General features: G+C 33.6%; 25 protein-coding genes and 1 tRNA gene. 16 read left to right on the top strand and 10 right to left on the bottom strand.

Annotation, left to right across the window (positions count from 1 at the left end; translation table 11 throughout):
• Positions 1-195 precede the first annotated feature (195 nt).
• The 4 genes from IRZ83_RS16515 to IRZ83_RS16500 form a co-directional block, all read right to left on the bottom strand.
• Complete coding sequence (locus tag IRZ83_RS16515; protein ID WP_194570379.1) at positions 196-2466, bottom strand: cation:proton antiporter; 2271 nt, start codon at positions 2464-2466, stop codon at positions 196-198.
• A gap of 114 nt (positions 2467-2580) precedes the next feature.
• On the bottom strand, positions 2581-3300 hold the full coding sequence (locus tag IRZ83_RS16510) for a LytR/AlgR family response regulator transcription factor (protein WP_029270699.1): 720 nt from the start codon (positions 3298-3300) through the stop codon (positions 2581-2583).
• Positions 3263-4024: a sensor histidine kinase gene (locus tag IRZ83_RS16505; protein WP_194570377.1), complete on the bottom strand. Its 762-nt coding sequence runs from the start codon at positions 4022-4024 to the stop codon at positions 3263-3265. The genes IRZ83_RS16510 and IRZ83_RS16505 overlap by 38 nt, the downstream gene beginning before the upstream one ends.
• Before the next feature lie 152 nt (positions 4025-4176).
• Positions 4177-4506 carry a DMT family transporter gene (locus IRZ83_RS16500; protein WP_194570375.1) on the bottom strand — a complete coding sequence of 110 codons (330 nt, stop codon included), beginning with the start codon at positions 4504-4506 and terminating at the stop codon, positions 4177-4179.
• Between the two features lie 180 nt (positions 4507-4686).
• Between IRZ83_RS16500 and IRZ83_RS16495 the strand changes: the two genes are divergently transcribed.
• The 5 genes from IRZ83_RS16495 to rpoN all read left to right on the top strand — a co-directional run bounded on the left by IRZ83_RS16495 (position 4687) and on the right by rpoN (position 11370).
• A complete protein-coding gene (locus IRZ83_RS16495; RefSeq protein WP_194570373.1) occupies positions 4687-7053 on the top strand; it encodes an efflux RND transporter permease subunit in 2367 nt (788 codons plus the stop codon).
• A 31-nt stretch (positions 7054-7084) separates the two neighbouring features.
• A complete protein-coding gene (locus IRZ83_RS16490; protein ID WP_194570371.1) occupies positions 7085-7387 on the top strand; it encodes a hypothetical protein in 303 nt (100 codons plus the stop codon).
• 364 nt (positions 7388-7751) lie between these two features.
• Positions 7752-9197, top strand: coding sequence for an asparagine--tRNA ligase (gene asnS, locus IRZ83_RS16485; protein ID WP_194570369.1), 1446 nt, complete (start codon positions 7752-7754; stop codon positions 9195-9197).
• A 194-nt stretch (positions 9198-9391) separates the two neighbouring features.
• The gene (locus tag IRZ83_RS16480; protein WP_194570367.1) at positions 9392-9787 is read left to right on the top strand and encodes a GxxExxY protein; all 396 of its coding nucleotides are present in this window, start codon (positions 9392-9394) and stop codon (positions 9785-9787) included.
• Positions 9788-9909: 122 nt separating this feature from the next.
• Entirely contained in the window at positions 9910-11370 is a 1461-nt protein-coding gene (gene rpoN / locus IRZ83_RS16475) for an RNA polymerase factor sigma-54 (protein ID WP_194570365.1), read from the top strand.
• 187 nt (positions 11371-11557) lie between these two features.
• Here rpoN and IRZ83_RS16470 read toward each other — a convergent pair whose 3' ends face one another.
• Both IRZ83_RS16470 and IRZ83_RS16465 read right to left on the bottom strand, forming a co-directional pair.
• Positions 11558-11995, bottom strand: coding sequence for a hypothetical protein (locus tag IRZ83_RS16470; protein WP_194570362.1), 438 nt, complete (start codon positions 11993-11995; stop codon positions 11558-11560).
• Between the two features lie 32 nt (positions 11996-12027).
• Complete coding sequence (locus tag IRZ83_RS16465; protein ID WP_029270718.1) at positions 12028-12618, bottom strand: thymidine kinase; 591 nt, start codon at positions 12616-12618, stop codon at positions 12028-12030.
• A gap of 235 nt (positions 12619-12853) precedes the next feature.
• On the opposite strand from IRZ83_RS16465, the gene IRZ83_RS16460 reads away from it, so the two are divergent.
• The 8 genes from IRZ83_RS16460 to IRZ83_RS16425 all read left to right on the top strand — a co-directional run bounded on the left by IRZ83_RS16460 (position 12854) and on the right by IRZ83_RS16425 (position 20396).
• A complete protein-coding gene (locus IRZ83_RS16460) occupies positions 12854-13879 on the top strand; it encodes a hypothetical protein (protein ID WP_194570360.1) in 1026 nt (341 codons plus the stop codon).
• Positions 13880-13980: 101 nt separating this feature from the next.
• Positions 13981-14706 (top strand): 16S rRNA (cytidine(1402)-2'-O)-methyltransferase, encoded by a 726-nt coding sequence (gene rsmI / locus IRZ83_RS16455; RefSeq protein WP_194570358.1) that lies wholly within the window; start codon positions 13981-13983, stop codon positions 14704-14706.
• A gap of 33 nt (positions 14707-14739) precedes the next feature.
• Positions 14740-15048: a hypothetical protein gene (locus IRZ83_RS16450; RefSeq protein WP_194570356.1), complete on the top strand. Its 309-nt coding sequence runs from the start codon at positions 14740-14742 to the stop codon at positions 15046-15048.
• Positions 15049-15068: 20 nt separating this feature from the next.
• Positions 15069-15413 carry a HopJ type III effector protein gene (locus IRZ83_RS16445; protein ID WP_194570354.1) on the top strand — a complete coding sequence of 115 codons (345 nt, stop codon included), beginning with the start codon at positions 15069-15071 and terminating at the stop codon, positions 15411-15413.
• Between the two features lie 121 nt (positions 15414-15534).
• Positions 15535-17244, top strand: coding sequence for a single-stranded-DNA-specific exonuclease RecJ (gene recJ / locus IRZ83_RS16440; RefSeq protein WP_194570352.1), 1710 nt, complete (start codon positions 15535-15537; stop codon positions 17242-17244).
• Positions 17234-18514 carry an MFS transporter gene (locus IRZ83_RS16435; RefSeq protein WP_029270725.1) on the top strand — a complete coding sequence of 427 codons (1281 nt, stop codon included), beginning with the start codon at positions 17234-17236 and terminating at the stop codon, positions 18512-18514. The genes recJ and IRZ83_RS16435 overlap by 11 nt, the downstream gene beginning before the upstream one ends.
• 236 nt (positions 18515-18750) lie before the next feature.
• The gene (locus IRZ83_RS16430) at positions 18751-19107 is read left to right on the top strand and encodes a hypothetical protein (RefSeq protein WP_029270726.1); all 357 of its coding nucleotides are present in this window, start codon (positions 18751-18753) and stop codon (positions 19105-19107) included.
• A gap of 83 nt (positions 19108-19190) precedes the next feature.
• Positions 19191-20396: a cytochrome c3 family protein gene (locus tag IRZ83_RS16425; protein ID WP_194570350.1), complete on the top strand. Its 1206-nt coding sequence runs from the start codon at positions 19191-19193 to the stop codon at positions 20394-20396.
• A gap of 6 nt (positions 20397-20402) precedes the next feature.
• Here the strand turns inward: IRZ83_RS16425 and IRZ83_RS16420 are convergent, their stop codons facing one another.
• From IRZ83_RS16420 to IRZ83_RS16410, 3 genes are all read right to left on the bottom strand, one after another.
• A complete protein-coding gene (locus IRZ83_RS16420; RefSeq protein WP_194570348.1) occupies positions 20403-21146 on the bottom strand; it encodes a UDP-2,3-diacylglucosamine diphosphatase in 744 nt (247 codons plus the stop codon).
• A gap of 163 nt (positions 21147-21309) precedes the next feature.
• The gene (locus IRZ83_RS16415; protein WP_029270730.1) at positions 21310-21762 is read right to left on the bottom strand and encodes a 6-pyruvoyl trahydropterin synthase family protein; all 453 of its coding nucleotides are present in this window, start codon (positions 21760-21762) and stop codon (positions 21310-21312) included.
• Between the two features lie 126 nt (positions 21763-21888).
• Complete coding sequence (locus IRZ83_RS16410) at positions 21889-22653, bottom strand: enoyl-CoA hydratase/isomerase family protein (RefSeq protein WP_194570346.1); 765 nt, start codon at positions 22651-22653, stop codon at positions 21889-21891.
• A 105-nt stretch (positions 22654-22758) separates the two neighbouring features.
• Between IRZ83_RS16410 and IRZ83_RS16405 the strand changes: the two genes are divergently transcribed.
• A tRNA-Ala gene (locus tag IRZ83_RS16405) sits at positions 22759-22832 on the top strand.
• A 69-nt stretch (positions 22833-22901) separates the two neighbouring features.
• On the opposite strand, the gene IRZ83_RS16400 is transcribed toward IRZ83_RS16405, so the two are convergent.
• Positions 22902-23078, bottom strand: a complete 177-nt coding sequence (locus IRZ83_RS16400; RefSeq protein ID WP_194570344.1) for a hypothetical protein — start codon at positions 23076-23078, stop codon at positions 22902-22904.
• 156 nt (positions 23079-23234) lie between these two features.
• On the opposite strand from IRZ83_RS16400, the gene IRZ83_RS16395 reads away from it, so the two are divergent.
• Both IRZ83_RS16395 and IRZ83_RS16390 read left to right on the top strand, forming a co-directional pair.
• Entirely contained in the window at positions 23235-23588 is a 354-nt protein-coding gene (locus tag IRZ83_RS16395) for a hypothetical protein (protein WP_194570342.1), read from the top strand.
• Between the two features lie 400 nt (positions 23589-23988).
• Complete coding sequence (locus tag IRZ83_RS16390; RefSeq protein WP_194570340.1) at positions 23989-24699, top strand: TIGR04255 family protein; 711 nt, start codon at positions 23989-23991, stop codon at positions 24697-24699.

Here is a 24699-nt window from a genome sequence, read left to right as displayed (position 1 = left end):
GTCATTTCGATCCCGAGGCTTCGGGAGAGAAATCACACTAGATATTCCGGAAAAAGAATCGCCAATCTTTGTTGAGTTACGCGTGTGATTTCTCCCTTTGGTCGAAATGACAAGAACAAAAAATCCCAAACTCCAATCATAAAATTGGATTTGGGATTTTTATTGTGAGGCTTAAGAATTGCAATTTAAATCCTTTTATGGTTTCAAAATCAAAACTGATGGCGTATTGTTCAGCCATGTACTTTGAGATTCAATCAGCTTTTTCCAGCTGTCTAAGCTAATAATCATTAAGTTTTGGCTTTCTAAAAACTCTTTTTTAATGGTTCTATCGTGCATAATCATAATATGATTTGGTGCAATCTGTTCGATTGAACGAATCGTTTCCTGAATATCGCGTGTACTTTTTACCTCACCGCTGGCATCAAGAACTGTAATTTGAGAGCCGTTGTTATTGATTAATTTCTTAGCATATTCAATTAAAAAAGCATCTTCTTTACTAAAAACAGGGATAAAAATCTGATTGACTTCTTCTAAATCTTTATCAATAAAAATTCCGACTGGCATTTTGCTTTTTGCAATAATGTGACGTGTTCTTTCATCAAAAGGAGAATTTTCAAACAAACCTTCTTTTCCAGTAAATTTGTCAATCAAACGATCCGGATTTACGATTCGGGTTGTAAAACCTAGAATCTTGCCCAGCAAAGTTCCGTCAAAAATTGACTGACCTAAACCAACTAATAAAAGATCGTATTCACCTTGATTTGCAGTATCAATAATATCTGTATCAATATCATTGGTCACTTTAAATACACTTATCATATTTTGATTCAAACGTTCTGACTCCTCAATAACCGGAATCAGCATTTTACGTTCATGATCTTTTACATCAAATGAATGTATTTCTGTACTTAAAGATAAATGCATCGCTGTTACGATCGAATTATCTCCTTGTTTTTTCACTAAACTGTTAGCGATTTTCAACAATTTTTTTCCTCTTTCAGGAGTAGCAAACGAAAGCAAAATTTTGTATTTGCTTTTATTTCCAATTTCTTGCGGTACTGTTGTTACTTTATCTTTAAAAATAAATCCGATGAAATCTAAAGCCGGACCCGTCATAAAAGTGGTTACTAAAGCCATAATTACCATCATAGTAAAAATTTCAGTAGAAAGAACTCCTAAATCGTAACCAATATTTAAAACTACCAATTCCATTAAACCGCGTGTATTCATCAACGCTCCAATGGCCAAACTGTCTTTCCAGTTTTGTCCAACAAATTTTGCTGCCAATGCGCTGCCAAAGAATTTTCCAGTTACCGCTACCGCAATAATTACTGCAGTTACTTTCCATAAATAAGGATCATTTAATAATCCGATTTGTGTACGCAAACCTGTGAAAACAAAAAACAATGGCAATAAAACGATGATCGAAACATCTTCTACTTTTTCAATAAAAATATTTCTGAATTTATTGTTTTCAGGCATAATAGCTCCCGCTAAAAAAGCGCCAAATAAAGCATGAATTCCGATTAATTCAGATGCATATGCAGAAAATAAAAGTGTTAAAAAGAAAATCGCAACAACCGGTTTATTTAAGCTTTCTCGTGTTGAATTCAAATCGCCTACACGTTTCAAAAACGGACGAACTATTTTAAGCATTACAATTACATATAAAATAGCTAAACCGATTACATACAAAGCACTTGTAAATGAACCTGCTTTTACAATAGCAATTACAACTGCCAAAATACACCAAGCCGTGATATCATCTGCGGCCGCACAAGTAATCGCAATAGTTCCGAGTTTTGTTTTTTGCATCCCTCGCTCTTGAACGATTCGCGCTAAAACTGGAAAAGCTGTAATACTCATCGCGATTCCCATAAACAATCCGAAAGAAGAAAACTCTACACCAACCGGCGCAAAAGTTCCGTATATAAAATAAGCAAATGTTAATCCTAATGCAAACGGAATTACGATACTCGCATGGCTGATTACTACAGATTCATGCGCTTTATTTTTTAGAACTTTCAAATCCAATTCCATCCCGATTACGAACATGAAAAGGATTAAACCAATCTGACTTAAGAATTGAAGATTTCCTAAAGATTCTTTTGGAAATAAAGCCGCTGAGAATTCAGGAAAATACATTCCGACCAAAGATGGCCCTAAAACAATACCTGCAATCATTTCGCCAATTACAGACGGCTGTCCTATTTTTCTAAAAATCCACCCAAATAAACGTGCCACTAAAATAATAGTCACGATTTGTGCTAATAAAATAGCTAAAGGATGCTGTAAATTTTCGACCATAGAATGAAGAAAATCATTCCAATGATTGCTTTCTATTTTTTTCTGAATGATGCCACGTCCAACTTCTAGAGATGCGCCTTTTGAAATTATCCAATAAATCAGAGCGCCGAAACCTCCAATAATTGTTACGTAAAACAAAGAGTTTTTTAAGTTATTCATAACTCGTTTTTTTGATTTTAATGCTGCAAATATCAACACTGAAAATTTAGCGATAAAGTAAATTTACTGCTAATTTTCGATCTATGTAACAAGTGGGAAAAACTTTGTAATAAGTTAGATTTTTACTTTTTTCAGAAAGTCAGAACGGTACGTTTCACTTAAAATCAATGTGCTGTTTTTATCATTTTTCTCTAAATGATGAAGTACAATTTCGTTGTGGTTAAAGAATTTAATGGCTTTTACCGCCACGATTTCTTTTTTGTTTACACGGCAAAAATCAGCTTCTGGCAATTCTTTCAGAAGTGTATCAAACTTAACATTCTTTAAATTCAAAAAACTTCCATCAGAGAGCAAAACTGTTTTGTCGCGACTGTCGCTTACTGCGGTTTTGATGTAGTGAATTTGGTTAAAATACAGCAAGGTTTTTCCTTTGTCCGTATTTAATTGAATAAATTTTTTAGCAGTCTCTGGTTTGTGAAACTTCTCAAAAGCTTTTGAGATTGCTTTTTGCAGGCGTTCTAATTTTACTGGTTTTGTAATATAATCTACAGCGTCAATATTAAAAGCGTCGGCTGCATATTCTTTATATGCCGTACAAAAAATGACTAATTTGTTTTCTAACATTTCAGCCAAATGCAAGCCATCCATTCCTGGCATTTCGATATCTGATATTAATAAATCAAAATCGAGATCCGGAATATCGGCAAGGAGTTTTTCAGGATTGTTGTACGTCTTTACAATTTCTACTTCAGGAATTTGTTCGCAAAGCATTTTCAAGTACGTTAATCCAGGCAACTCATCGTCCAGAAGCAAGCATTTCAGTTTTGTATTCAAGTAAATCTATTTTAAGATGAGCGATATAAACGTCGTTTTCTACGAATTTATCAAGTTTGAAATTATTCTTATAAATAATGCGCAAACGATGTTCTAATGTTGCGTGGCCAAAACCGCTTCGTTCTTTTTTGAGTACTTTCTTATCCGAGATTTTATTCGAAACCGTCATAAAAAAAGCATTGTCTTTAAACTCAAAAACAACCGAAATAAAAGCATCGGCACTTTGCAAATCAGCATGTTTAAAAGCATTTTCGATTAAATCAATTGAAATTAACGGCGCTAATAATGGCTGGTCGTATAATTTATCTTCTTTATTAATATTGGTTTTTATCTTCAGCTCAAAAAGCGGGCTGATTTTGATTTTATTGATTTCGATTAAATTCAGTGCAAAATCAATTTCTTCTTTTGCCGTGACGAATTTCTTTTTGCTTTCGTATAAAATATAATCCAAAACATTGGCTAATTTATCTAAAGCAAAATAAGTTTGATAGGCGTGTGATTGAATTGAGTTTAGAATATTCTTAAACAAATGCGGATTAAGTTTAGACTCTAAAGTTTCTAACTGCAAGTCATTTACCTTTCTCTCCAGTGCATAAAAACTCTCTTCAGCATCTTCTTTCGATTTTTTTGCCTGCATTAGTTGGTACATCATAAAGCAAATGATGACAATGAGCAACAAAAGAATTGCTAAAAAAATAAAAGTTGTGGTATTGTCTTCCTGCATGCTTTAAGAAATTATGTGTTATAATTATCTGTAAAAATAGCTATTTATTTCGCCACAGATTTTAAAGTTTTATAGGGATTTTTAATAGATAAAAATATCAAAATTAAATCTGTGAAAACTCGTTTCATCTGTAAAATCCGTGGGCGATTTTCTTAATGACTAGAAACAAACTTCAACCCAATTATCGACGCGATTAAAGTTGAAAGAAAAAATATTCTCCAGAAAGTTGCCGGCTCTTTAAAAACTAAAATTCCAACTAAAACAGTTCCTACCGCGCCTACACCTGTCCAAACCGCATATGCTGTGCCGATTGGCAATGTTTGAGTTGCTTTATATAATAAAACCATACTTATGGTCAAACATAAAAAAAAACCTCCCATCCAATACGTCGAAATAATTCCGGTTGTTTCTTTGGCTTTTCCAAGGCAAGATGCAAATCCAACTTCAAAAAGTCCAGCGATAATTAATAAAATCCAGTTCATTTTCTTTTCATTTTTAAATTAATTGCAAATATGAGAAAAGCTTAGGATTAATCAGCAAAAAGAAAGAAATTTATTATAAAATATAAAGTTGCAGATTTGTGTTAACATTAAGTAAAATACAAACGATTATTTATGATTTTGAGCACTTTTCACTACATTTGCAACCATTTTAAAGATTTTATGAAAAACGCTATTCAAGTTGGATTTTGGGAAAAAGTAGCCCGAATTATTCTTAAAAACAGAATTACGATTTTAGTTGTGGTTGCAGCCTTGACCATTTTCCTTGGTTTTCAATGGAGAAATCTTGCTATGACCTATACCGAAGCGAATTTGCTTCCTAAAAATCATGTTGCAAATAAAGATTATCAAAAGTTTCTTGACAAATTTGGTGAAGAAGGAAATCTTGTAGTAATTGGTTTTAAAGACACAAAGTTTTTTACGCCAAAAAATTACGCGGCTTGGAATGAATTGATGACGGGTTTAAAAAAATCGAAGGAAATTGATTTGGTTGTTTCTTTAAACGACTTGAAAAAATTAGAAAAAGATACTGTTAACGAAAAATTCGTTTTGGCGCCTTTTATTGACCAAAGCAAAGCGGTTGATCCTGAATATTTAAAAAAAATACAGTACGATTTATTTCACAATCTTCCTTTTTATGAAGGCTTGCTTTTTAATAAAGAAAGCGGCAGTATTCGTTCTGCAGTTTACATCAACAAAAAAATTGTAAATACGGCGGAGAGAAAAACTTTTATTCTTGAAAACTTGGTTCCGAAAATTGCTAAATTCGAGAAAACAACCGGAATCGATTTGAAAGTTTCTGGAATGCCCTACATCAGAACCATCAATGCTGACAATATGAAAGGCGAAATCGCACTTTTTATCGGCGCTGCTTTATTGACGGTTTCATTGATTTTCTTTTTCTTTTTCCGTTCGTTTAGAGCTACGTTTATTTCGATCTGCATTTTGATAGTTGGGGTAATTTGGTCGTTCGGAACTTTAGGATTATTTCATTATAAAATCACGATTTTAACGGCTATTATTCCGCCGCTAATTATCGTTATCGGAATTACGAATTGTATTTTCCTGATCAATAAATACCAGCAGGAAATTAAACTGCATAACAATCAGGCAAAAGCATTACAGCGCATTATTTCGAAAATTGGAGTTTCGACCTTAATGACAAATGTTACGACTGCGATAGGTTTTGCAACGTTTATGATTACAGGAAATGATTTGCTTTTTGAATTTGGTTTAGTAACATCGATCAACGTTATTTCTGTGTATTTGTTGACGCTTTTAATTGTGCCGATTGTATACAGTTTTATGTCGCTGCCAAAAGAAAAGCACCTTTATCATTTGACTAAAACTTACATTTCTACTTTACTGGATTTTGTAGAAAATGTAGTTAAAAACAAACGAAAAGTAATTTATACCATTTACGGTTTGCTTTTAGTTTTTAGTGTTATTGGAGTTGCACAAATGAAAGTTTCAGGAAGTTTGATTGGCGAAATGCCAAAAAGCGCTTCGTTTTTTAAAGATATTTTATTTTACGAAAAAGAGTTTAAAGGTGTAATGCCACTCGAAATAATGATTGACACCAAACACAAAAAAGGTGTAATGAAATTATCGACAATGAAAAAAATGGATGAACTGCAAAATACAATTGCGTCGATTCCAGAACTATCAAAGCCGGTTTCTATTGTAAATTTGGTTAAATATTCGAAACAGGCTTTTTATAACGGAAATCCAGAATATTACCAATTGCCGACTTCGCAGGAACAAACTTTTATTTTATCGTATGCTAAAAACGCAACAAAAAACAGCAAAGATAATTTAATGAAAAGTTATGTAGATTCGACTGGACAATACGCCCGAATCACGACTTTTATGAGAGATATTGGTACCGATGAAATGGCGAAAGTTGAGAAAAAACTGCATGCCAAAATCGCTGAAATTTTCCCGAAAGACCGCTATGAAGTTACCTTAACCGGAAAAGCATTGGTTTTCCAGAAAGGAACATCGTACCTGGTTGATAACTTAATCGAGTCGCTGATTTTTGCCATTTTAGTAATTGCTGCTTTGATGCTTTACTTATTTAGATCTTTTAAAATGGTTTTTGCGTCTGTAATTACAAATGTTTTACCGCTTTGTATTACGTCTGGATTAATGGGCTATTTCGGAATTCCGTTGAAACCGTCAACTATTTTGGTATTTAGTATTGCATTCGGAATCTCGGTAGATAACGCGATTCAGTTTATGGCGAAGTATCGACATGATTTATTGCAAAGCAACGGAAAAGTAAAAAAATCTGTTTTCAGCGCTTTAAGAGAAACCGGAATCAGTACTTTTTACACCTCTGTCGTTTTAATTTTAGGATTTGCTACTTTCACGCTTTCAAGCTTTAGTGGCACAATCGCACTTGGCGGATTAATTTCATGTACCTTATTGTTTGCGATGTTTGCCAATTTATTGGTTTTGCCCGCTTTGGTTTTGACTTTTGAGAAGAAAAAAGCGAAGAAAGAGGATTTGGAAGGATTGGAAGGTTAGCGTTTTCACAATATTATTTATAAAGACAATGATGTATTTAGAATCCGCTAATGCATCTTCATTTGAAAATCCTACTTTACAAGATTTAGATTTAGCTTTGGAAGAATTAAAACAATCAGATGAAGAGCACGGAGCTTTCTGGATTGTTGATGAAGATGAAAATGTATTAGAGATCCATAAAGATAAAAAGCTTAAATTATTTTTCATTCTTGCTGGAGATTCTGAAAACCAAATAGTAAAACAATTAAACGATATAAATAAAGCTAAATTACTATTTATTGAATTTTTAACTCGTAATATTGAGCGATTGAGAAATGATATTGAGAGTTTGTAAAATCATTCATTACTATTTATCATTATAAAGACCCTCGATAAATATACATAGGTTTGTCATTCCGAGGAACGAGGAATCACACACGGAACTCGACAAAGATTGGCGACTTTCTTTATGGAATTACTTGTGTGATTCCTCGTTCCTCGGAATGACAACTGTTCTTAAAATTGCTTCTTATGAAAGTGAGTCGCCTAGCCCTGATAGAAGCGGTATCCTTTTTCTTGCTTCTTTAGCAAGGAAAAGATACAAGCGGATAGCAGGAATAGCTTCAAAAATTAATTATTATCGTTTATATTTGCAATTCGATATAAAACACTGATTTTATTTTAATCTAAAATCAGCAATCTATAAATCTAAAATTAAAATGAGACACACAAAAGTTAAAGACTTATTAAACAGTACTACGACGCTACAGGAAGTGAATGCAAAAGGATGGGTGAGAACTTTTAGAAATAATCAGTTCATCGCGCTTAATGACGGTTCTACCATTAATAATATACAATGTGTTGTTGATTTTGAAAATACACCAGAAGAAACTTTAAAAAGAATCACGACTGGAGCTGCGGTTTCTGTAATTGGAACTTTGATTGAAAGTAAAGGTGCGGGTCAGAAATATGAAATTCAGGTTACAAAACTTGAAATCTTAGGAGATTCTGATGCGGAGAAATTCCCAATGCAGCCTAAAAAACACTCTTTGGAGTTTTTACGCGAAAATGCACATTTACGTGTACGTACAAATGCTTTTGGTGCGATTATGCGTGTACGTTCTGTATTGTCTTATGCAGTTCACAGCTATTTTCAACAAAAAGGTTTTGTGTATGTAAACACACCAATTATTACCGGCGCTGACGCTGAAGGTGCTGGAGAAATGTTTCAGGTGACTTCATTGCCTTTGGATAATCTTCCAAAAAATGAAGAAGGAAACATTGATTTCAAAAAAGATTTCTTTGGAAAACATACGAACTTAACGGTTTCGGGACAATTAGAAGGGGAAACTTTTGCTATGGCTTTGGGTCAGATTTATACTTTTGGGCCAACTTTTAGAGCAGAAAATTCAAACACTTCTCGTCACTTGGCAGAATTCTGGATGATCGAGCCAGAGGTTGCTTTCAACGATCTTGATGATAACATGGATTTGGCTGAAGATTTTATTCAGTACGTAATTAAATATGCTTTAGACAATTGTGGAGACGATTTGAAATTCTTAGAAGGGAGACTTTTAGAAGAAGAAAAATCAAAACCGCAAGCAGACAGAAGCGAAATGCCTTTGTTAGAGAAATTGAATTTTGTTTTAGAGAACAACTTCAAACGTGTTTCTTATACTGAAGCAATTGATATTTTAAGAGATTCAACTCCAAATAAGAAAAAGAAATTCCAATATTTAATCAACGAATGGGGAGCTGATTTACAATCAGAACACGAGCGTTACTTGGTTGAAAAACACTTTAAATGTCCGGTAATTTTATACGATTATCCAGCAAACATTAAAGCTTTTTATATGCGTTTGAACGACAACACAGAACCAGGAAGAGAAACAGTTCGTGCAATGGATATCCTTTTCCCTGGAATTGGAGAAATCGTTGGTGGTTCTGAAAGAGAAGAGCGTTACGATGTTTTGGTTGAAAAAATGAAAGCTTTAAACATCGACGAAGAAGAATTATACTGGTATTTAGACACCAGAAGATTTGGTTCTGCCACTCACGCAGGTTTCGGATTAGGATTTGAGCGTTTGGTATTGTTTGTAACAGGAATGACAAACATTAGGGACGTAATTCCTTTCCCAAGAACTCCTGGAAGCGCGGAATTTTAATAGAAACAAATTTGCCACGAAGGCACAAAGACACTAAGTTTTATTTTTAAAAACTGATTTAAGACTCAAAAAATTAAAATAATACCACGAAGACACAAATTCACAAGTATTATTTTATTGTAAATGGAGATTTAACAACTTTCAAAAATAAAAAACTTTGCGCCTTAGCGTCTTCGTGGCAAATACAAAATATTATGCTCTCTGAAAGAACTGAAGAAATTGGAAAAATAATTGTAAACTCTGCTTTTAAAGTTCACAAACAACTTGGACCCGGATTATTAGAAAGAGTTTATGAAGTTTGTTTAGCTCATGAAATTGCTAAGGCTGGTCTTGATGTAAAACGACAAGTTGATATTCCGATTGTTTATGATGGAATTGAATTTAGCGAAGGATTAAGATTAGATTTATTAATCGAAGATTCTATAATAATAGAAATAAAAGCAGTGGAACAAATAAATCCAGTTTGGGAAGCGCAAATTATAAGTCAATTAAAATTACTGAATAAAGATTTAGGCTTTTTAATTAATTTCAATGTGCCACTAATCAAAAGCGGTATAAGAAGATTTATAAATACAAAACGAGAGTATTAAACATTTTTAAGTTAGCGCCTTAATGGCAAAAATAAAACCATTGTGTCTTTGTGACTTCGTGGCTAAAACAAAAAAACTTTGCGCCTTCGCGTCTTAGTGGCTAAAAAAAGTAGTGCCTTATTATGCTAAAGCAATTTTTAAATTTAAAATTATCCCAAAAATTATCTCCACAGCAAATTCAGCTGATGAAGTTAATTCAATTGCCTACGCAAGCTTTTGAGCAACGTTTATTAGAAGAAATGAACGAAAACCCAGCTTTGGAAGCTGGAAAAGAAGATGAATATGAAGCCGATGAATTCGCCAATGAAGAATACGACGATTATGATGATGCAGAATCTGACAGAATCGAAGCAGACGACATTAATATTGATGAATACTTAAGCGACGACGATACGCCTGATTATAAAACTCAGGTAAATAATTATGGTGAAGATGAAGAAAGAGAAACACCTTTTGCTTCTCCGATTAGTTTTCATCAGGATTTAATCAATCAGCTGAATACTTTTATTCTGAACGATCAAGAACGTGAAATTGCAGAATTTCTTGTTGGAAGTATTGATGATATGGGTTATATCCGCAGAAGCGTTCCGGATATTGTTGATGATATGGCTTTTACTCAAGGAATTTATACTGATGAAGCAATGGTCGAAAAAATGCTTCATGTTATTCATGAACTTGAACCTTCGGGAGTTGGAGCGCGTGATTTGCAGGAATGTTTATTATTGCAGTTAAAGCACAAAACACCAACTGAATATGTTGATTTAGCAATTGACATCATCGAAAATCAATTTGATGCTTTTACAAAAAAACATTACGATAAACTTTTACAGAAATATAGTGTTTCTAACGAACAGCTTAAAAAAGCCATTCACGAAATCGAAAGACTAAATCCAAAACCAGGAGGATCTTTTACCGGAAACAATAAAGTTACGGAGAATGTAGTTCCGGATTTTGCCATCAGAATTGTTGATGGCGAACTTGAATTGACTTTAAACGGGAGAAATGCTCCTTCTCTGCACGTTTCTAAGGATTATCAGGAAATGATGCAGACGTATAAAGATTCTCGTGATAAATCATCGGCTCAAAAAGATGCTGTTCAATTTATCAAACAAAAACTAGATTCTGCAAAATGGTTTATCGATGCGATTAGACAGCGTCAGGAAACACTATTTGTAACGATGAATGCAATTATGCATTATCAGGAAGAATATTTCTTAGATGGTGACGAAACCAAACTAAAACCAATGATCTTGAAAGATATTGCGGATATGGTTGGTTTGGATATTTCGACAATTTCGCGTGTAGCGAACAGTAAATATGTTGAAACACCATACGGAACAAAACTAATCAAAGAATTTTTCTCTGAAGCGATGAAAAATGATCAAGGTGAAGATGTTTCGACTTTAGAAATCAAAAAGATTCTGAAGAATACAATTGAAGAAGAAGACAAACACAAACCGCTTCCAGATGATCAATTGGCTGAAATATTAAAAGAAAAAGGATATCCAATTGCCAGAAGAACTATTGCAAAATACCGAGAACAGCTTGATATTCCAGTAGCAAGAATGAGAAAGAAGATTTAATATAATTACTCATTATAAACCAGATTAAAATCCGTCCCTACAATATGGAACAAAGCGAAAAGTTCTTTAATAGTTCCGAAGGAACATATTATATTGTAGAGCGGGACTTCAGTCCATTTTAAACAAAACAACAAACCCGACAGATTTCAAAAATCTGTCGGGTTTTATTTTTTTTCTGGAAGTTCAATTATTTATATTGATCAGCCAATATTTTTACTTCAAACAAAGATGCTTTCTTTTTGTCACTATATTTATAAACCAAGGTATAATCATTATCTCTAAAAACTTGAAGCCCCGGATTTGCTTTTGCAGTGCTGATCAAACTTTTTTCAATTTCTTTCTTTATAACATTAATTTCTGCAGTTTCTTTTTCTACATTCATCAATGTCAAATTATATTGCACAACTTGCTCTGAAGGTAAATTTACACTGTCTAGTCGAATTCCTTGCTGAATCATGAGCGGACAATTTTTATTATATTTTCCAACTAATTCTGTTATTTCAGTATTTACTTCATCTGAATTCTTCGAAAGATAAAACTGAAAAAAAACAGCTAAAAAAATCGCAATTCCAATTACAACCAATAATAAAATGTTCTGTTTTCTTTTACTTTGCTTTTCTTGCATTTGTTATTTGGCTTTAAATGGAATTTTAAAATTTATTTCTCTTGGCTTTTTTTCATCGCATTATAATATGCTGCACGGCTAAGTGGCTCATATTCTTCGGTTTCACCGAGCATTACTAATTTATCATTGTCGGTTTTACGAAAACTGTAATTCGCTAAATTTCCTGTTCTGGTGCAAACTGCGTGAACTTTAGTTACATATTCGGCGGTTGCCATAAGAGCTGGCATGGGTCCGAAAGGATTTCCTTTAAAGTCCATATCAAGTCCTGCAACTATAACACGAATTCCTTGATTGGCAAGATCATTACAAACCGTAACAATTTCATCATCAAAGAACTGCGCTTCATCAATTCCGATAACGTCGCATCCTTGGGCTAAAATAGCAATATTTGCTGCTGCTGGAACTGGGGTTGAGCGAATTTCGTTGGCATCGTGCGATACCACCATTTCGTCATGATAGCGGGTATCAATAGCAGGTTTAAAAATTTCGACTCTTTGTTTGGCAAATTGGGCGCGTTTTAATCTGCGGATTAACTCCTCGGTTTTACCCGAAAACATTGATCCACAAATAACTTCAATCCAACCAAATTGTTCTTTGTGATTTACTGTATTTTCGAGAAACATTTTGTATTTTTCTACCTTTAAAAATGAATAGTTTTTATTACTTTGTACTGGTAATAAATTGACGCAAAATTTTGATGTTTTACGTTTTTTCAAAAGTAGAAAATTTTTATCAAATCGGAGATTCGCAAACGCTTATTAACAGAAATAAAAATTATCTCGTTGATTTTCTCCATTAATAAAGACATTCAAATACAAAATACACTAAAATACCCTATTCACTATAATTTCAACAGTTATGAAAAAAAAATTGGAAGCCGATTTAATCAGCATTGCACATCGAATTTTAAAGCTTAAAAATAAATCCGATATCAATCAATTGTATCTTGAAACTCAGAAATTATATGAGAAACTGGCGATTTTAAAATTTGTCGATGAAAATTTCGACACGGCAAAACCAACGATCAGCCACAGCGACATTAGTTCTGAAATCGAAACTATTTTCGAAAAAGAAGAAAACACTCCAGCAGAAGCTGTGATTGAAGCTCCTGTTGCAGTTGAAGAAACTCCAAATGAAATAATCGCCGAATCAGAAGTGACAGAAGAAAATAAAGCTGAAGAAGCTTCTGAAGAAATCGTTGCCGAAGTTCCAGAAGAAATAATTGCGGAATCTATTGTTGAAACTATTCCTGAAACTGCCGAAAATGTTCAAGATCCAATTATTAAAAAAATTGAAGAAGCTGTTTTTGAAGCTAAAAAAACAATCGAGGCAAATAGAGATCTTTCTTTTACAACAGTAAACGAACTAAAACCAATTCCGGATTTTAAACCTGCTTTTGAATTAGAAAAAATTGAAGAGGAAAAAGAAGAGCCAAAAATTGAAACTTCAACAAAATCAATTCCAGTTCCAATTTCGTTTGAAGATTTCGGAATCAATTATGCCGATGCACAATTTGTAAAAGTGGATAGTTTTGAAGCAGTTTCTCCCGTTCCTACTCCATTATTCAATGAATTTACAGAAAAGAAAACTCCTGAAACGGCAGTTTTAGAAACTCATTCTGAACCAAAGACAGTTACTTTAAACGAAAAACTGGCAAAAGGTTTTCACGTTGATTTGAATGATAGAATTGCTTTTACTAAAAATCTTTTCGGAAACAGTTCTGAAGATTACAGTCGTGTTTTAAATCAATTATTGACTTTTGATACTTTTGGAGAAGCCAAAGATTTTATTGAAAATATGGTAAAACCAGATTATAATAACTGGGAAGGAAAAGATGATTATGCAGAACGTTTTCTAGGAATTGTAGAGAAAAAATTCTCTTAAACACGAATTTCACAGATTTACACTAATTTATTTTGGTGAAATTTTTAGCATTCTAATCATTCGTGCTAATTCGTGCAATCTGTGTTAAATATAAAAAAACTATGTCTAAATTATATATCGTTCCAACGCCAATTGGCAATCTAGAAGACATGACTTTTCGTGCGATCAGAATTCTAAAAGAAGTCGATTTGATTTTGGCCGAGGACACCCGAACAAGCGGAAAACTTTTAAAGCATTTTGAAATTGGCACGCACATGCACAGCCATCATATGCACAACGAACATAAAACGACTGAAAATTTAATTGCCCGTTTGAAAGCCGGCGAAACCATTGCGTTAATTTCTGACGCAGGAACTCCAGCAATTTCGGATCCAGGTTTTTTATTAACACGCGCTTGCGTCGAAAATAAAATTGAAGTAGAATGTCTGCCTGGTGCAACCGCTTTTGTTCCCGCGTTAGTAAACAGCGGATTGCCAAATGACAAATTTATTTTTGAAGGTTTTCTGCCGGATAAAAAAGGACGTCAGACTCGATTTTTGGCTTTAGCCGAAGAAACAAGAACGATGATTCTATACGTTTCACCGCATAAACTCGTTAAGACTTTAGCCGAATTTATTCAATATTTTGGAGAAGACAGACAAGTTTGCGTTTCGAGAGAATTATCAAAATTACACGAAGAAAATGTCCGCGGCACCGCAAGAGAAGTTTTAACTCATTTTGAAAAAACAGCACCGCGAGGTGAAATCGTGGTTGTCGTTGCTGGAAAAACAATAGAAAAAGAAGCTAAGAAAAGTAAGTATTCTAAGGATGATGATAACGAGGAATAAAACTTATACTATTTACAGTTATCCAACAGAATTATGAGAAACGCAGAAACGATATCGTGGATATTTCTAGCTTTAGCAATTGCTTCTCAAGATTCTCCAGTTAATTTTATTTCAATTTCTCAAATTGCAGATGGGATAAATCATTCTATTCCAAACGAAAAAGAAATGCAAAGCTCACTAACTTGGCTTAATAACAATAAACTAATTGTAAAAACAGGAAAGAAATATTCTTTAACTGAAATCGGAAAAGAAATATTTTCTGAAACTCAAAGTGAAACAAAAACACTTTTGAGAATGTGGAAAAGGTTAGCAACCAAGATTGAACTTAAGCTTCAAGTATAAAATATAAAGATTAAAAAACAATGACAATTCAAGCCTTTTTAGAAAAAGTAAAACAAACTCCAACACAAATAACATTCCCGGAAACTATTGCAGTAATTGAGGAAAACTATAATTTTACTCCAACTGCTTTTCAAAATGGAACACAGCATAATGCTGCTGGCGAAAACTCTGGTTCTTGCAAATTATTTTCTTTCGCGAAATTGCAAAACTTAAGCAAAGAAGAAACTTTAGCTTGTTTCGGCGCTTTTTATTTCGAAGAAGTTTTAAAAGATCCAAACGGAACCAATCACCAAAACATTAGAAATTTCATCAGTTTAGGCTGGGACGGAATTCAGTTTGAAGGAAATGCTTTAGAATTGAAGTAATTTTATTTAAGATTTTTGATTAACGATTTTTGATTTCAGAATTACAAATCTTTTTAATTACAAATCTGTATTTCAAATAAAAAATCGTTAATCTTCATTCAAAAATCAAAAATCATTAAAAATGCGTTGGACATTAAAACCAAAACCTTCTGAAGATAAAATCAAACATTTGGCGCAAGCCTTAAATGTAGAAGATTTTGTAGCAACACTTTTGATTCAGCGTGGCATTGAAACTTTTGACGATGCCAAGAATTTCTTTCGCCCATCGTTAGAACATCTTCATGATCCGTATTTGATGAAAGATATGGACAAAGCCGTTTCAAGAATCGAATCGGCTATTGAAAATCACGAAAATATTTTGGTTTTTGGCGATTATGATGTTGACGGAACGACTGCGGTTTCTTTAGTTTCATCTTATCTAAAATCACATTATCCAAACATTGCAACTTACATTCCAGATCGTTATGATGAAGGTTACGGAATTTCTTTTAAAGGAATTGACTTTGCCGATGATAACGGAATTTCATTAATTATTGCTCTCGATTGTGGTATCAAATCAATAGATCATATCGCCTACGCGAAAGAAAAAAACATCGATTTTATTATCTGCGATCACCACAGACCCGGAAATATTCTTCCAGATGCTGTTGCGATTTTAGATCCTAAAAGAGAAGACTGCTCCTATCCGTACGATGAATTATGCGGTTGTGGCGTTGGTTTTAAACTGATTCAGGCGTTGGGCCAAAATCGAAATGAAACTATTGAAGATCTTGTTCCGTATCTGGATTTGGTTGCAACGGCGATTGCAGCAGATATTGTTCCGATCACGGGAGAAAACCGCGTTCTGGCTTATTTTGGATTGCAGGTCATTAATAGCGAACCAAGACCGGGAATCAAAGCTTTAGTGCATCAGGTAAAGAAGAAAGTTTTGGACATTACCGATGTTGTTTTTATTATTTCTCCTAGAATAAATGCTGCAGGAAGAATCAAACATGGAAATCATGCGGTCGAATTATTAACTGAATTTGATTTTGATCAAGCACAGCAATTTGCTTCCGAAATCGAGCAATACAATGCAGATCGAAAAGATCTAGATAAAAAAATTACCAAAGAAGCTTTTCAGCAAATTATAGAAAATCAAGAAGAAGAGCGTTTTTCAACTGTTGTTTTTCAAGAAGACTGGCACAAAGGCGTAATTGGGATTGTCGCTTCAAGATTAATAGAAACGTATTATCGCCCAACTTTGGTTTTCACTAAAAGCGGCGACAAATATGCTGCGTCGGCAAGATCTGTAAAAGGTTTTGACGTTTATAATGCTCTAGACGCTTGTGCACATCATTTAGAACAATTTGGAGGCCATATGTACGCTGCGGGAATGACGTTGAAAGCTGAGAATTATAAAACTTTTAAAGAAGCTTTTGAGAAACAAGTTTCAGCAACCATTTTGCCTGAAATGCGAACACCGGAAATCGAAATTGATGCAGAGATAAACTTTAGCGATATTACACCAAAACTGATTCGGATTTTAAAACAATTTGAGCCTTTTGGTCCGCAGAACATGACACCTGTTTTTATGACTTCGGATGTAAAAGATACAGGTTATGCCAAAACTTTAGGCGCAGACGAAGAACATTTGAGGCTTTTCGTTAAACAATCCCGAAGCATTGGGACAGACGGAATTGCAGCAATTGGTTTTGGACTCGGAAAAAAAATAGACCTTACCAAAAATCAAAATACTTTTCAGCTTGCCTATTGTATTGCTGAAAATGAGTGGAACGGAAATGTTTCGACTCAGCTTATGCTAAAAGATATTAGAACAAATGAAAGATAAATCTAAAAAAGCCGACCCGTATCAGGCATTGCGCTACAGAGAATTTAATATTTTTTTAATCCTGCGTTTTGCAATGGTTTTTGCGTGGTCCATGCAGTTTATTGTTATTGAATGGGAAGTTTACAGCTTAACGAAAAATCCGCTTTCTTTGGGCTTTATTGGTTTGGCAGAAATAATACCAGCCATAGGAATGTCTTTATTTGCCGGACACATGGTCGATCAAAGAGAAAAAAGAGGATTGTTGGTAAAATGTATCCTTGGTTTTTCAGTCGTTAGTTTTGGACTGTTTTTATTAACGTGGCCAAAAATTGTTCACGGGTGGTCTACAGATGCAATCCTACTTTCTATTTACTTTTTAGTTTTTATTGGTGGATTGGTTCGTTCTTTTCTTGGACCAACTATTTTCTCTCTTTTATCTTTGATTGTTCCTAAAAAAGCATATCCAAATGCAGCAACTTGGAGCAGTTCGGTGTGGCAGATTGGTTCTGTTTTAGGGCCAGCCGTTGCAGGATTTTCGATCAATTGGATTGGGGTTCACTGGTCAATGTGTTTGGTAGTTGGGTTTTCTGTTTTCTCATTAATCGCATTATCTCAAATTGAGAAAAAACCAATTTTAAATCCAAAAATTGGCGAGCCAATTATGGAAAGCCTGAAAGAGGGAATTAAATTTGTTTTCAATAATAAAACCATTTTGGGAGTTCTTTCACTTGATATGGTTGCCGTGCTTTTTGGTGGAGCTGTAGCTTTACTGCCTGTTTTTGCACAGGATATTTTAAAAGTTGGCCCGGAAGGATTCGGCGTTTTAAGAGCTGCTCCCGCTGTTGGAGCTTTTATCACAATGTTGGTATCGGCCTACGTTCCTTTATACAAAAAAGCCGGAATGAAACTGTTGGCTGCTATTTTTATTTTCGGATTGTCTATTATATTATTTGGAGTTTCGACTATTTTTTGGGTTTCGGTAGTCGCTTTATTCTTAAGTGGACTTGCTGATGGAATTTCAGTTGTTATTCGTCAAACCATTTTACAGCTTAAAACTCCTGATCACATGCGTGGCCGCGTGGCAGCAGTAAATTCAATATTTGTTGGGTCATCAAATGAATTAGGCGCATTTGAAAGCGGCTTAACCGCACGATTAATGGGAACTGTTGTTTCGGTAGTTTTTGGAGGAAGTATGACGCTTTTAACCGTTTTAGGTTTCGGAATAAAATCGCCTACATTTAGAAATCTAGATCTTCAAAAAGATATGGATGATCATCAGAATATGGAGTAATTATATTTTCTCATATAAGTCCTAAAAGTTCATCTAATTATAGAACTTTAAATGAAATAGCTTCAAGTTAAACTGAGGCTGTTTTATTTTATTACTTCGTCTTATGCCAAAATAAAAAAATCTTTAATATGAACTTCTATTACTTATAGGGTTTGAAAATTTTCTCTTTTTTATGAGTTTTTTATTTAGAACTAATATAAATAATATTTATATTTGTGACAATAAAAAGATTTGCAATGAGAGAAATAGAGCAGATATACCACAACAATTTTGGGATAGCTTTTTACTGGAAAAAAGAAAACGAAACATTGGTAGACAAAGTACAGCTCGTTTTTAAGGAAACAGGTTTTTATTTCACCATTTCTGAAATGAATCAATTCTGTGATTTAATAGAAGACAGCCTGATCGAAAATGCATGTTGCGAAGCTTGCGAATTAAAATATTCTTGTCATAAATTTTTATTGAAAACACCTTGCGCGGCAATAGATTTGGCTGTTTCTATGACAGAATTAAAATCTATTAAAGATTTGGTTGAAGGGTCTTTGTTCCGAATTGAACTTGACGAATATGTTTATGGAGCTGGCTTGAATTAAGAAGCATTCTAAATATTTTAACAACATTTTTTCATTATTGAAATATATTTTGATTTTCTTCAAAAAAAAGTATATTTACAGCAATGAAAAAAACTTGCATTCTTTTTGTCCTTGCTGTTTTAGCCGTTTTTCTAACAAACTGCACAAATAAATCTGATGAATATATAGACCCGCGCGGTACTGATTACGCAGGTTCTGAAAGCTGTATTCAATGTCATCAGACACAACATCAATTGGCTTTAGTGAGTTCTCATTTTAAAGCAACTGCTCCAGCAACCTTAGAAAATGCTTTAGGTGATTTTAATAAAGGAAATCATGTTTTCATCTATGACAAAAATACCAAATTGGTCATGGAAGAACGCAACGACAGCCTGTACCAAGTTTTATACAAAAATGGAAAAGAAGTCGAAGCACATCCTTATGATATTGTCTTTGGAACCAAACATGCACAAACAAGTGCCTTCTGGAAAAACCATTACACATATGAACTTCCATTATCATATTACAAATCCTTAAACAGTTGGGCTACAAGTCCGGGATATCCGGCAGACAAACCAAATTTTACTCGGGAAATAGCTAAAGAATGCTACGGCTGTCACAGCTCAAATATTGCAAGCAGTTACATAACAACAAGTTCAGACAAAGTAAGTTCGATGACAATGGAAGTCGAGAATTTTATGGACAAAAACACTTTAGTGTACGGTATTGACTGTGAACGTTGTCATGGTCCTGGAAAAGAGCACGTTCAAACTCACTTAAAATTTCCTGATCTAAAGAAATCCCAAAATATTGTTGCCTTCAAAAATCTGACCAGACAGCAAAGAATTGATGCTTGTGCAATATGCCATTCAGGAAACGATAAACTCAGAATGAAATCTCGTTTTCAATTTAAGCCCGGTGATAATATAAATGATTACTTCAGAGCAACTCCATCCTCAAATGATAGTCTTCACTTTGATGTTCACGGCAATCAATTGGGTTTATTGGCGCAAAGCAAATGTTTTCAAAAAAGCGAAAAAATGGATTGCATGACCTGTCATAATCCACACGAGAATGCGCCTACTAAACTAGCGTCTTATTCTAAGATCTGCATGAGTTGTCATCAAGATATAAAACACACTGAAACCACATTAAAAACAATGTCAGGAAGCATGCTGGCGAATAATTGTGTAGAATGCCATATGCCGAAAAAACCGTCTAGTGCAATTAAATTTCAGCTTTCAAACAGCAAACAATTTTCGAATTACAATTTAAGAACGCACAAAATCGGAATTTATCCGGCTAAATAAAAATAGTTATTTTTCGAATTTTTGAAGTTCAAAAGTTTCACCGTCAAAAACGCCGTAGGTAAAATAACCAATCCAGTCGCCAAGATTTACATATTTAGCATCTTCGCCAACAGGAATGATCATTGGCAAATGACGATGTCCGAAAATAAAGTAATTATAATGTTTGGTTTCGAGTTTTCGTTTGGCATACAAAACCAGCCATTCGTTTTCTTCGCCTAAAAATTTTACATCTTCGTCACCAGAAATCAATTTGTTTTTAACCGATAAATATTGCGCTAAACTCACGCCAACATCTGGATGAAGCCATCGGAAAAGCCATTTTGAAAACGGATTTGTAAATACCTTTTTCATTCTTTTATAACCTTTGTCGCCAGGACCTTTTCCGTCGCCGTGGCCAATCAAAAAGGTTTTTCCGTTAAAAGTAAATTCTTTGTTATCGTGGTAAACCGGAATATTTAATTCGGTTTCAAAATAATCGTTCATCCACAAATCGTGATTTCCAACAAAAAAGTAAATCGGAATACCGCTATCGCGAATTTCAGCCAATTTGCCTAAAATACGCACAAATCCTTTTGGCACAACGGTTTTATATTCAAACCAAAAATCAAATAAATCGCCCAATAAAAAAATAGCTTCCGCATCTTCTTTAACCTCATCCAACCAAGCGACAAATTTCTTTTCACGAGGCAAACTCAACTCTGGAGTCGGCGCTCCAAAATGCTGATCAGAAGCAAAATATACTTTTTTCATTGATTTTTTTTTTGTGAACTGTGAGTTGTGATTTGTGAGATGTCAAATGTGAGTTGTGAGATGTCAAATGTGAATTGTTTTACCTTTCACATCTTACTTTTTACTTTTTACTTTTTACATTTTACTTTTCACATCTTACTTTTCACATCTTACTTTTTACTTTTTACTGATTATCACTTGCGTACCACTCTGCAAATGACGATTCTGTTTCTTGAAGTTTAAGTGAGAAAAGCGTTATTCCTGCAGGAAGCCTTGCAACAATTCTTTCAGCAAAATCGACCACCATGTTTTCACTTGTTGGCTGATAATCTACTAAAATTACGTGATGTCCGCGGTTTTTCAATTCATTTGCCAATTCGATATGCGGTGTAGTTTCGTTAAAAACAGTTGCATGATCAAACTGATCGACAATTTCTTCTTTTACAATTTTCTTTAAATCTGAAAAATCGATTACCATTCCGAATTTCACATTGTTTCGATCCGTGATTGGCGAACCAATAACCGTTACCGATAATTTATAACTGTGCCCGTGAACGTTTTTGCATTTTCCGTCGTAACCGTACAAAGCGTGACCGGTTTCGAAATTAAATTGCTTTGTAATTCTGATATTACTCATCGATTTAAATTTTAGGTTGCAAATTTACAAATTAATAACCGTTTTCGGGTCTTTTTTTAGCTTTGTTATATTGAGTCCAAACTTTGTCAAAATTCAAGAACTGAGACTGAGATTGAAAACTAAAAATTATTTCTTAAACTGCGTCAAAGCATTTCTGCTAAAATCAGACAAAACCAATTTACCTGTAATCTTAGCACGTTCAATTAAAATCGATTCCCATTGCTCTGTTCCTTCCCAAATGATTTTTTTCATTTCGAATAAAGCTTCAGGATTATACGAACTTAGTTTTTGAGCAAAATTCGCAACTTCGGCATCTAATTCAGCTGCATTATGAAGTGACGCGTAGAGTCCGTTTTGCAAAGCCCAGTTAGCCGATTTCCACTCGTGCGCTGCCAACGTCATTTCTGTCATTGCTGTTTTTCCTATTTTTCTTGAAACAGCCGGTTCGATAACAAAAGGCCCAATTCCGATTGCCAATTCAGATAATTTCACTGCACTTTCGGGTGTTGCCAAAACATAATCGCAAGTCGCAATAATGCCGACACCGCCACCTACTGCTTTGCCTTGAACACGGCCGACAATTATTTTAGAACAATTTCGCATGGCATTTAACAAATGTGCAAAACCAGAGAAAAATTCTGTTCCCTGCTCCTCATTTTGAACTTGCAAAAGTTCGTCAAACGAAGCGCCAGAGCAAAAAACTTTCGAACCTTCACTTTGTAAAACTATAACCGAAACCGTTTCATTTCGGCTCAACAAATTAATTTCGGCAGTTAGGCGATCCAGTAATTCACGCGGAAAAGAATTGCTCGCAGGATGACCAAACTGTACCGTTGCAACGGCATTATTAAAAGTAGTTTCTAAAGAACCGTTTTGATTTTCTGAACTCATAAAAATAGATTAGAACGTAAAGTTACGGTTTTGCAAAATATTTTCAGCCGAAGCAATTTGAAATTTGTTTTTTGCCAATTAATTGACTTTATTTGCTAACGCTTTGGGGGATTAGCTCATTTGGCTAGAGTGCTTGCCTGGCAGGCAAGAGGTGACCGGTTCGAATCCGGTATTCTCCACAAAACAAAACCCTTGTAATTTAGCTTACAAGGGTTTATTTTTTTCAATTAACTATTTTACACAATCAATTATTTCTCATTCGCCGAATCCTCAAAATTTGGCTCGTCTTCTTCTGGTTTAGTAAAATCGTTATTCAATTCTTCTGTTAACTTTTTTTTCTCTTTTTGATTTTTCCTAACTGTAAAAACAATTACAACTACAACTACTGCTGCAACAATTCCAATTATGATCCAATTGATTTCCATAGTTTTAATTTTAAATAAATTTACGGATTAAAAAACGCAGCATTATTACTAAAAGGTTAAACCTCATAAATAGTCAGATAAATTTTAGTTTTTCAAAGACCACTTGTTCAAGTAAAAAAAATTTTAATTAACTTACATTAAATTAAAACCTTAAAAATGACATTATTACTGCGATGGTTATTCATACCAATAATAGTTCTGATTGTATTACTATTCTGGAAAGGAAGTCCGCTCCTTATAAAATCAGCATTGCTAATTGTTCCTGCAGTTGGCATTATTTCATGGTTTGCCTACGAAGGTGCTTTTAGCGGAGGCGGCGGATTAGAAAAAATATACGGTTTATTAACCTTAATCGGCTTCTTAATGGTTTACGAAATCGGAATGTTAGTCGATCGTTATTATCTAGTCAAAAAAAGCATCAGCACAGTAGAAGATGATGTACTGTTAATCACCGGAGTTGTTCTTTTAATAGCCTCTGTTATATATTTTGTGATAGCCATTTCAGAATAAAAACCATTATTAAATAGTACTTCTAAAATTAGAAGCAGAAGGTTTTCGTTTTCAAAAGATCGTTTTGTCCCGCTTTCCACTCTATCTTTTCCTTGCTAAAGAAGCAAGAAAAAGGATGCCGTTTCAATCGGGGCTAGAATTGAAGGTTTTGATTTTTATAAGAAATTTGACATTTAGCACGCTAAATTTTATTTAAACTCTTCCACTTTAAAAGTTCTTTTTGTTAACAATTTTAAAAATAGGTATACAATCAATCCTTTTTATCAATATATTTATCAAATATAATCGCTAAAAATGCATTTCATCGTCAAAACTTGCAGTTTGCCGACTTTTTTTTATGTTTATAACTTTGCTTTAAATTATAAAACAGATTAATTAATTTTGCACCCTTTAAAACGTGATGCTACCACTAAAAATAAATCCTGACCCATTATTCAGTTCTACAGTTGAAATAAGATTTAAAAGTAATAAATCATTAAACGAAATTTTCATTTCTCTTTTCTCTGAATTTACAAAGGATTTTCCAAAATTTAAAAACACTGGATTTCCAACTGGATTACGAGAAAAAAATATTGAATTAAAATATTTCCCTGAATATGTATTTTCAAATGATGATTATTCAATTTCTTTTAATGAACATTTTATAGCATTTGAAATTATTTCGGAATATAAACTCTGGAAAAATTATAGTGTATTTTTAAAACAAGCGATAAATAGATTAAAAGATCTAGGTTTTATAGATGAAATTGAAAGAATTGGTGTTAGATATGGATCAATTTTTGAAAACATAGAAGATATTAGTACTATTTTAAAGCATTTACCAAAATTAGAAATTTCTAATTTTAATGAGGAATTTGTTGTTTACATGACAAAAATTGTTTTAGGTAAAATTGATTTAATTTTAAGAATAAAAAAAGATTTCGAATTAAACGATGACCAGAATGTAAATAAAAAAGGACACTTAATAGATATAGACGCATCGATAGATTCAGAATTTGATAAAAAGAAAATTTTTGATGACATAAATGAATTACATACTGCATTAAAAGAATTGTTCTTTGGATTACTAAATGAAAATTTTATAAAATCTTTAAATCCTGAATATAAATAG

The sequence above is a fragment of the Flavobacterium sp. JLP genome, assembly GCF_015350755.1.
Classification (GTDB): Bacteria; Bacteroidota; Bacteroidia; order Flavobacteriales; family Flavobacteriaceae; genus Flavobacterium.
The sequence above is the reverse complement of the archived record's forward strand: the minus strand, read 5'-3'. Positions and strand labels throughout refer to the sequence as shown.

Coding starts and splice junctions, on each gene's coding strand:
- IRZ83_RS16515 (WP_194570379.1), bottom strand. CDS start 2,466: ATGAATAACTTAAAAAACTCTTTGTTTTACGTAACAATTATTGGAGGT.
- IRZ83_RS16505 (WP_194570377.1), bottom strand. CDS start 4,024: ATGCAGGAAGACAATACCACAACTTTTATTTTTTTAGCAATTCTTTTG.
- IRZ83_RS16500 (WP_194570375.1), bottom strand. CDS start 4,506: ATGAACTGGATTTTATTAATTATCGCTGGACTTTTTGAAGTTGGATTT.
- IRZ83_RS16495 (WP_194570373.1), top strand. CDS start 4,687: ATGAAAAACGCTATTCAAGTTGGATTTTGGGAAAAAGTAGCCCGAATT.
- IRZ83_RS16490 (WP_194570371.1), top strand. CDS start 7,085: ATGTATTTAGAATCCGCTAATGCATCTTCATTTGAAAATCCTACTTTA.
- asnS (WP_194570369.1), top strand. CDS start 7,752: ATGAGACACACAAAAGTTAAAGACTTATTAAACAGTACTACGACGCTA.
- IRZ83_RS16480 (WP_194570367.1), top strand. CDS start 9,392: ATGCTCTCTGAAAGAACTGAAGAAATTGGAAAAATAATTGTAAACTCT.
- rpoN (WP_194570365.1), top strand. CDS start 9,910: ATGCTAAAGCAATTTTTAAATTTAAAATTATCCCAAAAATTATCTCCA.
- IRZ83_RS16470 (WP_194570362.1), bottom strand. CDS start 11,995: ATGCAAGAAAAGCAAAGTAAAAGAAAACAGAACATTTTATTATTGGTT.
- IRZ83_RS16465 (WP_029270718.1), bottom strand. CDS start 12,618: ATGTTTCTCGAAAATACAGTAAATCACAAAGAACAATTTGGTTGGATT.
- IRZ83_RS16460 (WP_194570360.1), top strand. CDS start 12,854: ATGAAAAAAAAATTGGAAGCCGATTTAATCAGCATTGCACATCGAATT.
- rsmI (WP_194570358.1), top strand. CDS start 13,981: ATGTCTAAATTATATATCGTTCCAACGCCAATTGGCAATCTAGAAGAC.
- IRZ83_RS16450 (WP_194570356.1), top strand. CDS start 14,740: ATGAGAAACGCAGAAACGATATCGTGGATATTTCTAGCTTTAGCAATT.
- IRZ83_RS16445 (WP_194570354.1), top strand. CDS start 15,069: ATGACAATTCAAGCCTTTTTAGAAAAAGTAAAACAAACTCCAACACAA.
- recJ (WP_194570352.1), top strand. CDS start 15,535: ATGCGTTGGACATTAAAACCAAAACCTTCTGAAGATAAAATCAAACAT.
- IRZ83_RS16435 (WP_029270725.1), top strand. CDS start 17,234: ATGAAAGATAAATCTAAAAAAGCCGACCCGTATCAGGCATTGCGCTAC.
- IRZ83_RS16430 (WP_029270726.1), top strand. CDS start 18,751: ATGAGAGAAATAGAGCAGATATACCACAACAATTTTGGGATAGCTTTT.
- IRZ83_RS16425 (WP_194570350.1), top strand. CDS start 19,191: ATGAAAAAAACTTGCATTCTTTTTGTCCTTGCTGTTTTAGCCGTTTTT.
- IRZ83_RS16420 (WP_194570348.1), bottom strand. CDS start 21,146: ATGAAAAAAGTATATTTTGCTTCTGATCAGCATTTTGGAGCGCCGACT.
- IRZ83_RS16415 (WP_029270730.1), bottom strand. CDS start 21,762: ATGAGTAATATCAGAATTACAAAGCAATTTAATTTCGAAACCGGTCAC.
- IRZ83_RS16410 (WP_194570346.1), bottom strand. CDS start 22,653: ATGAGTTCAGAAAATCAAAACGGTTCTTTAGAAACTACTTTTAATAAT.
- IRZ83_RS16400 (WP_194570344.1), bottom strand. CDS start 23,078: ATGGAAATCAATTGGATCATAATTGGAATTGTTGCAGCAGTAGTTGTA.
- IRZ83_RS16395 (WP_194570342.1), top strand. CDS start 23,235: ATGACATTATTACTGCGATGGTTATTCATACCAATAATAGTTCTGATT.
- IRZ83_RS16390 (WP_194570340.1), top strand. CDS start 23,989: ATGCTACCACTAAAAATAAATCCTGACCCATTATTCAGTTCTACAGTT.